Annotated in this window: 12 protein-coding genes and 1 tRNA gene; 7 read left to right on the forward strand and 6 right to left on the reverse strand. The window is 65.4% G+C overall.

What is annotated here, in order from left to right; all coding sequences use genetic code 11:
• Positions 1 to 72: 72 nt before the first annotated feature.
• Positions 73 to 663: a TetR family transcriptional regulator C-terminal domain-containing protein gene (locus J7495_RS00810; protein ID WP_294054164.1), complete on the forward strand. Its 591-nt coding sequence runs from the start codon at positions 73 to 75 to the stop codon at positions 661 to 663.
• 4 nt (positions 664 to 667) lie between these two features.
• Here the strand turns inward: J7495_RS00810 and J7495_RS00815 are convergent, their stop codons facing one another.
• On the reverse strand, positions 668 to 2083 hold the full coding sequence (locus tag J7495_RS00815; RefSeq protein WP_294054165.1) for a M20/M25/M40 family metallo-hydrolase: 1416 nt from the start codon (positions 2081 to 2083) through the stop codon (positions 668 to 670).
• Between the two features lie 70 nt (positions 2084 to 2153).
• On the opposite strand from J7495_RS00815, the gene J7495_RS00820 reads away from it, so the two are divergent.
• Positions 2154 to 3461 (forward strand): amidohydrolase family protein, encoded by a 1308-nt coding sequence (locus J7495_RS00820; RefSeq protein WP_294054500.1) that lies wholly within the window; start codon positions 2154 to 2156, stop codon positions 3459 to 3461.
• 256 nt (positions 3462 to 3717) lie between these two features.
• Here the strand turns inward: J7495_RS00820 and J7495_RS00825 are convergent, their stop codons facing one another.
• From J7495_RS00825 to J7495_RS00835, 3 genes are all read right to left on the reverse strand, one after another.
• A complete protein-coding gene (locus tag J7495_RS00825; protein WP_294054166.1) occupies positions 3718 to 4590 on the reverse strand; it encodes a hypothetical protein in 873 nt (290 codons plus the stop codon).
• Positions 4591 to 4761: 171 nt separating this feature from the next.
• A tRNA-Gly gene (locus J7495_RS00830) sits at positions 4762 to 4835 on the reverse strand.
• A gap of 185 nt (positions 4836 to 5020) precedes the next feature.
• Positions 5021 to 5377, reverse strand: a complete 357-nt coding sequence (locus tag J7495_RS00835; protein ID WP_294054167.1) for a TrbC/VirB2 family protein — start codon at positions 5375 to 5377, stop codon at positions 5021 to 5023.
• Between the two features lie 235 nt (positions 5378 to 5612).
• On the opposite strand from J7495_RS00835, the gene J7495_RS00840 reads away from it, so the two are divergent.
• Genes J7495_RS00840 through J7495_RS00855 form a run of 4 tightly spaced genes read left to right on the forward strand, consistent with a single transcriptional unit; the run spans position 5613 to position 11230 of the window.
• Entirely contained in the window at positions 5613 to 5999 is a 387-nt protein-coding gene (locus tag J7495_RS00840; RefSeq protein WP_294054168.1) for a hypothetical protein, read from the forward strand.
• Positions 6000 to 6047: 48 nt separating this feature from the next.
• Positions 6048 to 8252 (forward strand): hypothetical protein, encoded by a 2205-nt coding sequence (locus J7495_RS00845; protein WP_294054169.1) that lies wholly within the window; start codon positions 6048 to 6050, stop codon positions 8250 to 8252.
• Positions 8253 to 8299: 47 nt separating this feature from the next.
• A complete protein-coding gene (locus J7495_RS00850) occupies positions 8300 to 10888 on the forward strand; it encodes an RHS repeat-associated core domain-containing protein (RefSeq protein WP_294054170.1) in 2589 nt (862 codons plus the stop codon).
• Between the two features lie 9 nt (positions 10889 to 10897).
• Positions 10898 to 11230 carry a hypothetical protein gene (locus J7495_RS00855; protein ID WP_294054171.1) on the forward strand — a complete coding sequence of 111 codons (333 nt, stop codon included), beginning with the start codon at positions 10898 to 10900 and terminating at the stop codon, positions 11228 to 11230.
• A gap of 441 nt (positions 11231 to 11671) precedes the next feature.
• Here J7495_RS00855 and J7495_RS00860 read toward each other — a convergent pair whose 3' ends face one another.
• Complete coding sequence (locus J7495_RS00860) at positions 11672 to 12199, reverse strand: hypothetical protein (RefSeq protein ID WP_294054172.1); 528 nt, start codon at positions 12197 to 12199, stop codon at positions 11672 to 11674.
• Entirely contained in the window at positions 12196 to 12522 is a 327-nt protein-coding gene (locus J7495_RS00865) for a helix-turn-helix transcriptional regulator (RefSeq protein ID WP_294054173.1), read from the reverse strand. Before J7495_RS00865 ends, J7495_RS00860 begins: the two co-directional genes overlap by 4 nt.
• A gap of 510 nt (positions 12523 to 13032) precedes the next feature.
• Here J7495_RS00865 and J7495_RS00870 point away from each other — a divergent pair.
• Positions 13033 to 14661 (forward strand): ferritin-like domain-containing protein, encoded by a 1629-nt coding sequence (locus tag J7495_RS00870; RefSeq protein ID WP_294054174.1) that lies wholly within the window; start codon positions 13033 to 13035, stop codon positions 14659 to 14661.
• The last annotated feature ends 22 nt before the right edge of the window (positions 14662 to 14683 follow it).

The following is a 14683-nucleotide window of genomic DNA, read 5'->3' on the forward strand; positions in this document are numbered from 1 at the left end:
CTGCTACTGTTGTACGAGTGTACAACAAAGCCGGGCTTTGCGCAAGCCGATCGCGTGGTAGATAGCGGGGTGATGGGGCGTAACTTCACGCGAGCGGAACCCGATGCGCGGCGGCAGAGCCTGATCGAGGCAGCGGCGCGCGTGCTCGCGGCGCGAGGGAGCTCGGGGGCGTCGGTGCGGACGATCTGTGCCGAGGCGGGTGTGTCGCCGGGGCTGCTGCGGCACTATTTCGACGGGATCGATGCGCTGATCGCCGACACCTATCGCTGGACCGGCGAGCGCGTGAACCGCGCGCTGGAGGCAGCGGTGGCAGAAGCGGGCGCCGATCCGCGAGCACGCCTCGTCGCCTATATCACCGCGAGCTTCCGCCCGCCGATCGCCGATGCCGAGCTGCTCGCGACCTGGATCGCCTTCTGGAGCCTCGCCAAGGCGCGGCCCGAGATGGGCGAGCTCCATGCCGAGCTCTATGCCGGATACCGGCGCGGCGCGGAGGCGCTGCTCGCCGAGTGCGGCGTGGCGGCGGCGAAGGTGCGGCTGGCCGCGGTGGCGCTGACCGCTCTGGTCGACGGGCTGTGGCTCGAGCTGTGCCTCGCGCCCGGGGAGTTCAGCCCCGACGAGGCGAGCGCCATCGCCGGGGCCTGGGTGGAAGCCACGATCCGCTAGCGCGTCACTTCGCCAGCGTGGTCAGCAACGTCTTGTAGTAGACGATCGACGGCGAGATCTCGCTGAGCGGCGTGCGCTCGTTCAGCCCGTGCGAGAAGCTGTCGCTGCCCTTCATGAAGATCGGGCTCACGCCATAGCTCGGCACGCCGCGCGCGCGGAAGTGCATCGAATCGCTCGCGCCCGACGCCATCGACGGCACCACCGGAATCCCCGGATAGCGCGCGTGGATCGCCTTGGTGACCAGCGCCATCAGATCGGGGCGCAGCGGCGACGCCGGGCTGGCGATCGAGCCGGTGTCGACCTCGACGATCTTCATCTCGGGATCGCCGACCACCTGCGCGAGCGTCGCCTGCACGTCCTTGACCGGCGTGCCCGGGAAGATCCGGCAGTTGACGTTCGCCGTCGCGCGCTGGGGAAGCGCGTTGCGGGCGTGGCCGGCATCGACCATCGTCGCGACGCAGGTCGTGCCGATCTGGCCGACGAAGCCCGGCGCGGCGCGCAGCACCGACAGCGCCTGCGGATCGGTCTGGTCGGCGAGGAAGCGCCGAATCGCCTCGGCGATCTCGGGCGGCGCGCCTTCGGCCGAAGCGGCGAGGCTCGCCCGGGTGATCTCGTTGACCTGGCCTGGGAATTTATAATCGCCGATCTTGGTCAGCGCCGCCGACAGCTGGTAGATCGCGTTCACCGGGCGCGGCGCGCTCGAATGGCCGCCGGCATTGGTGTAGGTCAGCTCGAAATCGGCATAGGTCTTCTCGGCGCCGTCGATCCCGAAGCCGAGCGGCTTGCCGTCCTCGCCCATCGCGCCGCCGCCGCCGTCGATGTTCAGCAGCAGCTCGCCGTCATGATACTGCTCGGCGAGCGCGGCGGTGGTCTTCATGTCGGTCTCCTCGTCGCCCGACGCGAGGAGGAGGATGTCGCGGCCCGGCTTGAAGCCCTCGCGCTTGAGCTGGATCAGCGTCGCGATCATCGTCGACAGGTCGTATTTCATGTCGGTCGCGCCGCGGCCGAAGATATAGCCGTTCTCGATCACCGGGGTGAAGGGATCGCGCTCCCAGTCCTTGGGGTTGGCGGCGACCACGTCCATGTGGCCCGAGAGGTAGAGCGGCTTCGCGCCGCCTTTGGCCTTGCCGGTGCCGCGGTATCGCGCAACCAGATAGGCGGTGTCGCCCAGCTTGGTCACGGTCACGTCCTCCTCGGCGAAGCCGCCGGCGACGAGCTCGGACTTGAGGTAGGTCGCATAGTCGAAGGTCTGGTTGGCGGGCCCCTCGACCGTCTTGAAGGCGATGCCGTGCTTGAGCAGGTCGAGCGCCTGCGCCTCGGCCTGGGGGTTGGGGCCCGGTGCGGGCGTCTGGGCTTGTGCGGCTGCGGGCAGCGTCAGGCAGGCGGTGGCGAGGAAAGCTGCGAACAGGCGCCGGGCCATGGTTGTCTCCTTGTTGAACGGGCGTAAAACTAACCGGGCTACCGGCGTAATCAATGGGGGACGGGCGATGATGCGGTTGTTGGCGGCTGGGGTTGCTGCGGTGTTGCTGGGGCTGGCGGCGAAGCCCGCCGCGGTCGCGCAGGCGCCGCGCGCGGCGGAAGCGCCGGCGGTGCGCTACGTCCATGCCGGCAAGCTCGTCGACGTGCTGCAGGGCAAGGTGCTTGCCGACCAGCTGATCCGTATCGAGGGCGACCGGATCGCCGCGGTGAGCCCGTGGAAGGGCGCGCCCAGGGACGGGCCGGTCACCGACTGGTCGGACAAGACCGTGCTCCCTGGCCTCATCGACGCGCACACCCATCTCGCCGACTTTCCCGAGGGCGGGCCGGGCGAACTGCTCCAGCATTCGCCGCAGGAAGCCGCGTTCGTCGGCGCCAGGCACGCGCGGGAGACGCTGATGGCGGGGTTCACCACGGTGCACGACGTCGGCTGCTATCGTGGGCTCACCGATGTCGCCCTGAGGGACGCGATCAACGCCGGCTGGGTGCCGGGGCCGCGGATGAACGTCGTCGGCGCCTATATCACCGTGCCGGGCGGCGGCGGCGACGTGACCGGCTTCGCGCCCGACGTGAAGATCCCCTTCGACATGCAATATGGCGTTATCCGCAACCCCGGGGAAGCGCGCGAGAAGGTGCGCTGGCTGTTCCAGCACCATGTCGACACGATCAAGCTGATCGCGACGGGGGCGGTGCTCGCGGTGGGCAGCGAGCCCGGGCGGCTCGAGCTGAGCGAAGCCGAGATGCGCGCGGCGGTGGAGGAAGCCGCGGCGAACGGCAGCTACGCGACCGCGCATGCGCATGGCGCCGAGGGGATCAAGGCGGCGATGCGCGCGGGGGTGCGCTCGATCGAGCATGCCTCGCTGATCGACGCCGAGGGGATCGCCATGGCCAAGGCCAGGGGCGTGTGGCTGGTGATGGACATCTACGACGGCGACTGGATCGACGAGGAGGGCCGCCGCGCGGGCTGGCCGGCGGAGTATCTCCGCAAGAACCTCGAGACTACCGAGGCGCAGCGCGAGGGCTTCCGCGCCGCGGTGAAGGCCGGAGTGAAGATCGCCTATGGCACCGATGCCGGGGTCTATCCGCACGGGCTGAACGCGCGGCAGTTCGCGTACATGGTGCGCTATGGGATGACGCCGATGCAGGCGATCCAGGCGGCGACGTCGGTCGCGGCCGAGCTGCTGCGCTGGGACCGCGACGTGGGCGCGGTGGCGCCGGGCCGATACGCGGATTTGGTCGCGGTGGACGGGGATCCGCTCAAGGACATCAGGCTGCTCGAGCATGTCGCGCACGTGATGAAGGGCGGGGCGGTGGCGAAGTGACGCTTCGAGAGGCAGCGTCAACGCGACCGCCAGGCCATTGGTGTATTGCCGAGGTAATGCAGTTTACACGGTTGACACCGTTCATGTGGAAAAACGCCGCTCGGGATAAACGCGTGCGCATGTCCTGGGACGGACGCTGAGGCGGGATCGACAATGTGAAAGAGCGGCGAGGAGCCTCGTACCGCAACTCCAATTTTGCAACCCGCGGATCGAGCCGGTCGAAGCCGGCCGGATCTTGCCGCGGAACGTCCCGGGCCTAGGGGGCCGGATCCTGGTGCGCGCCCGCCAGCCACCGCGCCACGGCCGCGGCATATTCCCGCGCATCGCCCGCCGCTTCGGCGTCGTCCAGGATCGCCCGCCCCGGCGCCTCCGACACGAAGCTCGGGCAGCCCATGGCGGGGTTCCAGTTATAGTCGCACAGATGGTGGAACGAGCCCTCGGCCACCACGCGGCCCTTGCCGGGCTCGTCGACCGCGACGACGAGGTTGAACGGCCGGCCCGTCACCTGGCTGCGCCCCTGCGCCACCACCTGGCCGAAGCCCGCGAGCGCCTCCGGCACGCCCACCGTGCCTTCGTGCGGATGCGAGGGGAGGGTGCGGATCGGCGTGCCGTCGGCGCGACGCATCACCGGATGGTCGGCCGCCTCGATCTGCTGGAAGTCGCCGTTCGCGCCCGAATGATAGTTGGGCCAGGTGATGTATGCCGTTTCGACGTCGTCGATGCACTGGCGCGCGACATCGGCCTCGGGATTGACCTTCTGGAAATGCTGGAGCTCGCCGATCGGACCGAGCCGTGTCAGGCAGGCGCCGAGGTTCATATGGTCGCGCGACAGCATCACCCCGCCGCCCGCCGCACGGAAAGCATCGATCGCGGCGCAGTCGTCCTCGGTGAGCGCGCCGGTGTCGTCGACCGCGAACAGCCAGAGCTGGTCCCAGCCGCCCAGCGCCGCAAGGTCGCGATCGTTGCCTTGTGCGTCTTCGTCGCGGTCGCGCGGGGTCACCGCGTAGAGCGGCGTGCCCGTCGCGTCTGCCTGCGCCGCCAGGTGCGCGGCGAGCAGCGAGAAGCGACCGATGTGCCAATCGTCCTCGGTGGCCGGGATCGTCGTCTTGAGGAGGATGCGCGTCGCCATGGCCGGGCATATCGGCCTCGTATTCGCGTGCCGCAAGCCACCCGATGGTGTAGCGCGACCCCGACTTCCGCTCGAATAATAGTCGGACTAATTATGGGGTCAAGAAAGCCGGGCGCGGCGTCGAGCATCCGGGGATCGGCGCGCGGTCGGGTCGTTGGAGGAAGATAGGGCTGGAGCGGGTGAAGGGAATCGAACCCTCGTCGTAAGCTTGGGAAGCTTCTGCTCTGCCATTGAGCTACACCCGCAATCTCAAAGCCTTAGATACCCCCGCATCCGCGCTAGTCTCTGATTAGGCTCCGAAACGTCACCTCCCTCATATCCGCCCGGAGCCTGAGGGCAAGAGGGTTCGTGCGCGTTCTGCATATGGGGCGCGGCGTAAGCCGTTCAGTCGCGCACTTATCGCGAGAGCGCTTTCGCCCGAGCCCATTAGCTAGTTAGAACCGAGGGAAGCGCCTGCGTACGGATCATAGGGCGCAGTAGGGGCTGCGGGGCGGAACGAAGCTTCCTGAGGCAGCGGTTTCGCGGCCATCGATTCGCCTTGCGAAAGAGCGCGAATACCTGCGGCGATCGTCGTCGCACCGAAAATGAGAAAGCAGCCGGCGACGATCGACGCGCCGTGCCGGAGGGGAATGCGACCCGTCAACAGCATGAGGCCGACAGAAGCCAGGCAGACGATCGCGATCGTGGTGGCCAAGGTGCCAAGCAGCGTTCCCTGCAGCCACTCCGCCGCCGCGGCGATGGCGCTTGAGCCGGCCGGATCGGCAAGGGAGGCAGAAAAGACGGTCATTTACACCCGATAGCGGGACTTGGTCGGAGCGACCAGAGTCGGCCGGATAGCGCGCCACCAACTCACATCTGCACGAAATCGTATTTCCGAAACGGATTTAAATATCCGCCATCGCTCGGCTTGAAGCCCGCATCGACGTGGGTATGGTGTCCAGGTCGTTCGAGATTCGAATGAATTTCGTCCTGCCCATCTGGGATGCGACGCGGGCGTCGATAGGGTCACTGGCCGGGGGGCTATGCGCAGGGTTCACACAACGCTTTTCGCGTCGACGGCGGTCGTCGCGCTCATCGGGGCGGCTGCGGCGCGCGCGGACGAGACGGTGGTCTACGTCTATGACTCGCTCGGCCGGCTGGTGACCACCCAGACGACCGGGACGGTCAACGCGGGCGAGACCAAGTCGATCTGCTACGACCGGGCGGGGAACCGGCTGCGTTACAAGGACAGTCCCTCGGGCGTGGTGGCGGCGTGCCTGCCGCTCGCGCCGGTACCGTCGCCCAGCCCACTGCCGACGCCAACCCCGTCCCCGACGCCAACCCCGACACCCACGCCGACCCCACCGCCCGACGATCCAGGCGACGGCGGCGGCTGCCACTGGGTCGGTGCGACCCTTGTCTGCGAATAGCCGCGCGACACCGCGATCAACGCCAATCCTCCAGTCAGGGAAGTCCGCATGGTTCTCGCTGCCGGTAGAAGCCGCCTCCAATCCCTGCGCACGCTCCTCGCGCCGATCGCGATCGTGTTGTCGTTCTGCGCAAGTGGCGCGAGCGCGCAGATGCAGGCGCGCTACGTGACGGCACCACCGCCCGAGCAATATACGATCTCGCCCGGCGGGGTGGACATGCGCTCGGGGCACTATGTCTACCGCGAGACAGACCTCTCGGCCGGCGGCGGCGAAGGCTCGGCCGGGATCGGGCTCAAGCGGCTCGAAGTGAACGGCATCCCCGGCCATGTGCCGCCCTTCGCCAGCCAGACGCACAATTGGGACATCACCCTCACAGAACGGCGCCGCAATCTCATATCGGGCTCGCTGGTCAGCACCGGCGAATCGAAGTTCGAAGTCTTCATCTCGGTGGACGGCAGGACCGAGACGTTCAACGCGGTCTCGCCCACGGCCGATATGCTGCAGGCCTCGCGCACGAAGACCGCGCGGCTGACCAACACCGGCACGCGCGGCGCCGGAAACGAAGTCTATACCTATACGGCCTCCGATGGCACGATCGTCGTCTTCCGGCCGTTCGGCCTGAGCGGCGCGGCGGACTGCTCCGACGTCGTTCGATGCGCCTATGCCTCGGAGATCACCTCCCCCGATGGCACCAAATACACACTGCAATATGAGACGCGGACCACCGGCAACCGCGCGCGGTTGAAGAGCGTCACGAGCAGCCGCGGCTATCTGATCCTGTTCGACTATGAGAATGCGAACTGGAACCTCGTCACCAAGGCCTGCCTCTACAATCTCGCCGCCTCGGCAGCCCCGAGCGATAGCCACTGCTCGTCGTCGGCGCTCTCGACGACCAGCTACGGCTATACGAGCTACGGTGGCCAGCCCAAGCTCGCGAGCGCACAGGATGCGGGCGGCAAGACCTGGAGCTTCGCCTATGCGGCGGGCACGATCGGCGCCAAGACCTATCAGAAGATCAGCTATACCCGGCCGGACGAGACCACGCCATGGCTGGTCAACTGGACCGCGCCGCAGCCCAACGGCTTCCTCGTCGACGAGGATGTGACCTGGAAGCAGGAGTTCGCGGACGGGCGAAGCTGGACCTATCAGTTCGACTATAGCCCGACCTCGTTCGGCAAGCCGATCGACGCGCCGGATTATACGATCGCGGGCGGCACCTACCAGGACAACGCCGGCCGCACGACGTCGGTGAAGTTCGACTTCCCCGAAGTTCCCTATTCGCTCAACGCCGAAGCTCCGAGCCCGGGGACGGGACAGATTCTCTCCTATTATCTCACTCACCCCGGCTTCGAGCTGGTGCTGGTGGCGTCGCCGAGCGCGTCCGGCGGCTATGAGATCGACATGAATGCCACGACGCAGCGATCGGGGTTCATCGCCACGATGATCGGGCGCGATATCCTGAGCGAAGTGCAATGCTATGATTGCGGCGGGTCGTCCGGATACAAGTACAACGTATCCTACCAGATCACGCCCGGGCCCGCGACTGTGACGGATCCGTTGGGCCGTACCACGACCTTCGACTATTGCGACCCGACGGTTTCGTTTCCCGAGTACGAGCCCTTCACCTGCCTCTCGATCGGCCTGGTCCAGTCCTGGACCGACCCCGAAGGGATCAAGACCGAATACACCTATTCGGGGACGCGCCGCACCAAGGTGCGCCGCATTCCGAAACCGGGCTCGAGCGCGCCGATCCTCGAGGAGAATGCGACCTATCCGCTGCCCTGCGACACGCTGAAGGTCTGCCAGCAGCCGCTCACCGTCACCGACGCGAACGGCAACACCACCACCTACACCTACGACGCCAACCACGGCGGCGTGCTGACCGAAGTCGGGCCCACTGTGAACGGCGTCGCGCCCGCAAAGAAATATGGCTATGTCCAGCGCTACGCCTGGGTGCGCAATTCGAGCGGCGGCTACAGCCAGTCGAGCGCAGCGCAGTGGCTGCTGAGCGAAGTCCGCAGCTGCCGGACCAGCGCGCTCAACCTGGCCGCCGGCACCTGCGCGGCCGGCGCCTCGGACCTCGTGGTCACCAGCTATGACTATGGGCCGGACTCAGGGCCCAACAACCTGCTGCTCCGCGGCACGGTGGTTACGGCCGACGGGACGAACCTGCGCAGCTGCTACGGCTATGACGCGCTCGGCAACAAGATCAGCGAGACCGCGCCCCGCGCCGGCCTGACGGTGTGCCCGTGATGGCCGGGCTTCGCACCATAGCGGCGTGGATTGCCGCATCCGCCGCCATGCTGGCGCCCGTCGCGGCCTTGGCCCAGGCATCGCCCTCGGCATTCACCAGCGCGACGCGATACGACGCCAACCGCCAGGTGACCGGCACGATCGCGCCCGATCCCGACGATACGGGTCCGATCCACTTCGCCGCGGTGCGCAACAGCTATGACTCGCGCGGCCGGCTGATCCGGGTCGAGACGGGCGAGCTGGCGGCCTGGCAGTCCGAGTCGGTCGCGCCGGCGAGTTGGACCGGCTTCACGGTCTTCGAGAAGGTCGAGACGAGCTACGATGCGGGCGACCGCAAGCTCAGCGAGACGGTGTACGGGCTCGACGCGAGCAACGCGCTCGTGCCCTTCGCCCTGACCCAGTACAGCTATGACGCGGTGAGCCGGCTTGAGTGCACTGCGGTCCGGATGAACCCCGCCGTCTATGGCTCGCTGCCGACCAGTGCCTGCACGCTCGGCACGGCGGGGACCGCCGGTCCGGATCGCATCACCAGGCTGACCTATGATGCGGCCGGCCAGGTCCTCAAGGTCACCAAGGGCTATGGCACTGCTACCCAGGTCGACGACGCGACTTATGTCTACAGCCCCAACGGGAAGCGGATCGCGCTGATCGACGCGAACGGCAACGTCGCGGCGATGAGCTACGACGGGCAGGACCGGCAGACCCGCTGGAACTTCCCCTCGAAGACCGCGATCGGCGCGGTCTCGCTGACCGACTTCGAGGACTATGGCTACGACGCCAACGGCAACCGGGTGACGTTGCGCAAGCGCGACGGGCAGGTGATCGGCTACAGCTACGACGCGCTCAACCGGATGACGCTGAAGGACATCCCCGGCGGCACCGCGCAGGACGTCTATTACGGCTACGACCTGCGCAACCTCCAGCTCTATGCCCGGTTCGGCTCGGCGTCGGGCGAGGGGCTGACCAACGTCTACGACGGGTTCGGACGCCTCGCGTCCTCGACCACCAACCAGGGCGGTGTCACCCGGACGCTGGCCTATCAATGGGATGCCGACGGCAACCGCACGCAGGTGACGCATCCGGACGGGGCGTATTTCACCTATGAGTATGACGGGCTCGACCGGCTGAAGGCGGTTCGGGAGAACGGCTCGCTCCAGATCGCGGGGATGAGCTACGACAGCCACGGCCGGCGCGCGGGCGACACGCGCGGGGGTGTGGCTACGAGCTACGGCTATGACGGCGTCTCGCGGCTGGCGAGCCTGGGCAGTAACCTGAGCGGCACGGCGTCGGACGTGACCAGCACGTTCGGCTACAATCCCGCGAGCCAGATCGTGCAGCGGACGCGGGACAACGGGATCTACGCATTCACGGCGAACGTTGCGGTGGAGCGGGACTATGGGGTCAACGGGCTCAACCAGTACGGCACCGCGGGCCCGGCGAGCTTCTGCTACGACGACAACGGCAACCTGACGTCGGACGGGTCGCGGGCCTATCGCTACGACGTCGAGAACCGGCTGGTGGGTGCCTATGCGGCGGCGGGAAGCGGGTGTCCGGCGGCGTACACGGGGGCGCAGTCGGCGGCGCTGGCGTACGACCCCGCGGGGAGGCTCTACGAGACGTCGACGGGGAGCGGTGGCGTCACGCGGTTCCTGTACGACGGCGACGAGCTGGTCGCGGAGTATAACGCCTCGGGCACGATCCTGCGGCGTTATGTTCATGGCGCCGGGGATGACGACCCGCTGATCTGGTACGAGGGCTCGCTCTACGCGACGCGCCGCTCGCTGCAGAGCGACCACCAGGGCTCGATCGTATCGGTCGCCGACGCCTCGGGCGCGCTGATCCAGACCAACGCCTATGACGAGTTCGGCATCCCGCAGAGCGCCTTGGTGTCGGGTGTGCTGCAGAACGTCAACATGGGTCGGTTCCAGTACACCGGCCAGGCGTGGATCCCCGAGCTGGGCATGTATTACTACAAGGCCCGCATCTACTCGCCCACGCTTGGACGGTTCCTCCAGGCCGATCCCATCGGCTACCACGATCAAATCAATCTCTATGCTTATGCTAAAAACGATCCCGTTAATTTGCGCGATCCGACAGGGAAACAAGCTGCCAACATTGTTGTACAGGCAACGCGCGCCTGCGGCGCGAACGCCGCCTGCGCGCAAATGGCGGCCCGGACTGCGGCGCAGTTGGCGGCCCTGCTCGGAATTGAATTATTGCTGGACAATCGAGATCCACGACCAAAGGTGAATGTCGACGCCAACGTTCTAATGAATATCTTAGATCGCCCTACTTCACCTGCGGGTATGAACGCAACAGTCGCGCTTAGGGGTAGGGTGGCCGCGATATCTCCTTGGGCAGCTGAAGAATATTTGAAGGGGAGCGAAAGAAATGGAATTTCTACCATGGATGCTCACGCTAGGCTCGCCGCTTTTCTTGCAACCGGCAATGCAACTTTGATAAATTTTGGTGACATATTCTTTGTTACAAAATTAATGGCAGTCGATGGATTGAAGTATAAAGACGCACAAATTGTTGCAGCGGGGGCGGGCATTGGCTTGAAGACGCTTACATCGGATCGCAAAACCTTGGCAAGAAAGGTTCCGCAATATACGGAAGTATATTATCCTAACTAGGAACGTATTATGACTCTAGATGATATTGATTTGTTATGTCTTTTAGAAAAATCCGCCTCGTCGAGCCCTTGGTACGTTAGGCAGCTTGATGATGATGTTTGCATGGGGGCGTTAGCGGTTGCCCTGACTCCGGACACCGGTTTGAGTGAAAGTATGCGCGCTGGTGATTGGCCGGGGGAGGATGTGGTAGCCGCCTGCCTTATCCAATCTCCTCCCTACGTGGTTCCAGCGGACGATCGATTTGAAGACAACGCAAAGCTAATCGCTGCGATGCGCAATGCACTGCCGGAGTTATTGCGATTGGCGAGGATGGGCTTGAAGGCGGAAGCCACTGGTCGGTAGCGTCGAGAGGGATCGATTCGGGAGAGCTTTGCTATTGCAGGCCGGCTCTATGGAAGATTTGCTTTGCGGTTGTCAGTCTTCTCGAGCGAGCGCACCTGGATCAGGCGACCAAGGGGCTCACGACAGGAAGGAATAGGTCTGGCTGGATCGCCGGATCGGCGAGAAGGGCGCGAGTTGAGCTACTCCCACGGCCGATAATGGACGGTCTTGTACCGTTCGGCTTCGTCAAAACCTACCGGCCTCCATTCTTCGCTCGGGTAACAGGCATCATAAGTCGCGTGCGCAGCCGCCCGTGTCCGTAAATCGTGCTGTATGCTCATCCTCCAAGATGTTAAATCGCCCCACGGATCAGCGGGAGTGCAGCTAGAACAAAAAGAGAGCGAAATGCAAGGAGCTTTAGTTCATGCGCTGCTCCAAAACGGGCATGCAGGCAACCCAAGGTCAAAGGAGCGCGAGCAGCGATACCGCGCTCAGTTGGTAGTGGGTCATCGCCACCGCCACCGCACAAAACAGCGCCATCCTTGGATGCTCTGAGTGCCACGCTCGCCGGCGCCGCGGCAGCAAATGGCGCAAGCATTCGAACTGGCGGGCGGCCGTTTCAGCAATGTCATCGCGTGTGCGAGCGCCCACCTTCGCAAAGCAACCCCGAACCTCTCCGATGGAAATGACAACGACGTCGATGCCTTTGGTGGAAGCGAGCGCCATAATGGCCCGCCCAAGTTCACGAATGCGCGCCCGACGGCTCGATCGCCTCGTTTCGAAATCCTCGAGCAGAAGCATCTCGGGGTTCAGGCGATCAAGGATGCGTTCGATGCGCCGCAGGCATCGTTGATTTCGTGCTTGCGCCCCTCGAACATACACGGTGCCCCAATCATGGGGATTGAAGGGGCTGGCGAACGCGATCCATCCGAACCCTCTGGGGCTTGGATGGATCGCGAGCGTAAGCGAGCGAGGTAGGGCCGCGCTCATTGAAGCGAGATGATGCGGCCAAGGCGGTCATTCATCGCGCTTAGGAGAGTTCTCTTGCGCGCGGAGGCCGGATCTACCTTGCCCTCAACCTCGATGCTGAGATTTTGTGCTCCATCCACCAAAACGCTCGCGGCCTCGGCCAAGGCTTCGGGAAAGAGCTGGGCGAGTGGTCTGCCGAACACAATTTCGAAGGCTAGCGAACGGGCAAGCGGAGGGATGCGGTCGCCAAGCTCGTAATGGCGGATCGCGTCGGGCGAGACGCCCATCAGCTCGCCGAGCTCTTCTTGGTTGAGCGCCCACGTCTTACGCTCGGAGACGAGCAAATTTCGGATAGGAGTGAGACTGAATGTGCCGAATGATGAGGTGCTTTTCTAGTAACTATTTGAAGTTACTTGCATTTTGAGAAGCTATGAGAATGCTTGAGAAGCCTGGCGCAGAGCTTGGGAAGCTTCTGCTCTGCCATTGAGCTACACCCGCAAGAGACTGATATTGCATCAGTTTCCGGAACCGCCCGCAGATTGTTTTGTCTTTTGTCTTGCTGCGATGCGCTCGGCGAGTGCCACAGGCGACCATCCCTCCGCAACCTCTTTGTGCGGCGCGGGCGCGCCAAGCAGGCCGGCGGTACCTCGTTCCGCGCCCCGAGCCCTTGTCCCAAGCACGGGGGCGCGGGAACCGAGCGGGCGGGTGGCGGGCGCCGGCGGGAATCCCGCGCAAATCGGTTGCTTTGCACCATTGCCGCTGCCCCGTCGCCCAATATGCTTGGCGGCGTAACGGGGAGGATGCGTCGCTCGGCTTTCCCGGTTCCAGCCTCATTCGGACCCAGGGAGGGGCCCATGGACACGCCCGATCCAGTCACGCCGCTCACGCCCGCCGAACAGGCGTTCGTCGACACGATCAACGCCGGCTGGACGCGCGAGCAGGTGCTCCAGCGGTTGAAGACCGACCTCCAGACCGCGATCGAGATCGAGCTCGCGACGATCCCGATCTACCTCTACACCTATTATTCGCTCGTCCGGAACAACGAGAGCGGCGAGACGATCAGCGACGCGCAGCTCTTCGCCAACAAGGCCGGCGGGATCATCATGAGCGTCGCGGTGGAGGAGATGCTCCACATGTCGCTGTCGTCGAACGTGCTGTTCGCGATGGGCGTGGCGCCGCAGCTCTACCAGCAGGCGCCGGGCGCCTATCCGACGGGGCTGCCCTACCACAACCCGAAGGGCCCGGTGGGGCCCGACGGCGGCACGGCGGTGCAGATCCCGCTCGGCAAGCTCGGCTTCGAGCAGCTCTGGCACTTCCTCCAGATCGAATATCCCGAACAGTGGAACGCGCCGCCGCAGGACGCCAACTGGGATACGATCGGGCAATTCTATTCGTACATCCGCTGCCTGCTGAGCACCAAGTTCCTCACCGATGCGGACTTCCAGCAGGGCGCGGCGGCAAAGGCGATCCAGCCGTATAATTATTCGCCGAACAACGTCGACACCGTCTATCCGAACGCCGGCTTCGACCCGTGGAAGCCCGCGCCGCCCGCGCCGACGCCGGGCTGGGCCGATCCGGTGCAGGGCGCGGCCGCCGCGGCGGTCTATCCCGACCATGCCGACAGCCATGCCGGCGCGACCCAGCTGCTCGCGGTCCAGTCGATCCAGGACGCGGCGACGGCGATCGATACGATCTGCGACCAGGGCGAGGGCGTGCCGGTGCCCGACGTGGGCCCCGGCCCCGACGACGATCCCTCGAAGGACGAGGAATCGCACTATGTGAAGTTCCTCACGCTCCAGGCGCAGTTCGCCGACTATGCCGGCACTACCGAGCAGCGCCCCCCGCAGCCGCCCGCGCCGGCGGACGTGATCCAGCCGGCGGTCACCCAGGTCGAGCTGCTGTCGGCGGGCGTGCTGGTGAACATGCCCGACAATCCGGTCGCGGCCCAATATCCGCCGCTCTATTCGGACATCGCCAACTTCTGCAGCGCGTGCTTCCAGTACATGCTGATCATGACCGAGACGATCTATCTCGTGCCGCCCGAGAACCAGAAGCTGTTCTTCAACGAAGGGCTGCACCGATCGATGATCTGGGTGCTCGACAAATATATCCGCACGATCCGGCAGATTCCGGTCCCCGGCGGCGCCTATGCCGGGCTGATGATGGGGCCGACCTTCGAGAACGTCTCGCTCGGGCTGCGCGCGGACTCGTTCGCGGGGCTGACCGCCTACGGCAACAAGGCGATCGAGGCGGCCAAGGCGCTGATCGCGGTCGAGGATGCCGACGAAGCCGAGGACAAGGTGGCGGAGGCGCTCGATCCGCAGAATTTCGCGGCCGAGGCGGTGAAGATCGAGAAGGACGGCGACCTCGTCAGCGTGCTCCAGAACGTCATCTATTACGTCGGCGTCGCGATCTCGAAGACCAGCGCCGACGGCTATCCGATGCACCTGCCCGACGTCGGCCCCTATTGGGCCACCGCCTGACACCAACCTGTCTCCGCCGGAG

The sequence above is a fragment of the Sphingomonas sp. genome, from assembly GCF_017745215.1.
Taxonomy (GTDB): domain Bacteria; phylum Pseudomonadota; class Alphaproteobacteria; order Sphingomonadales; family Sphingomonadaceae; genus Sphingomonas.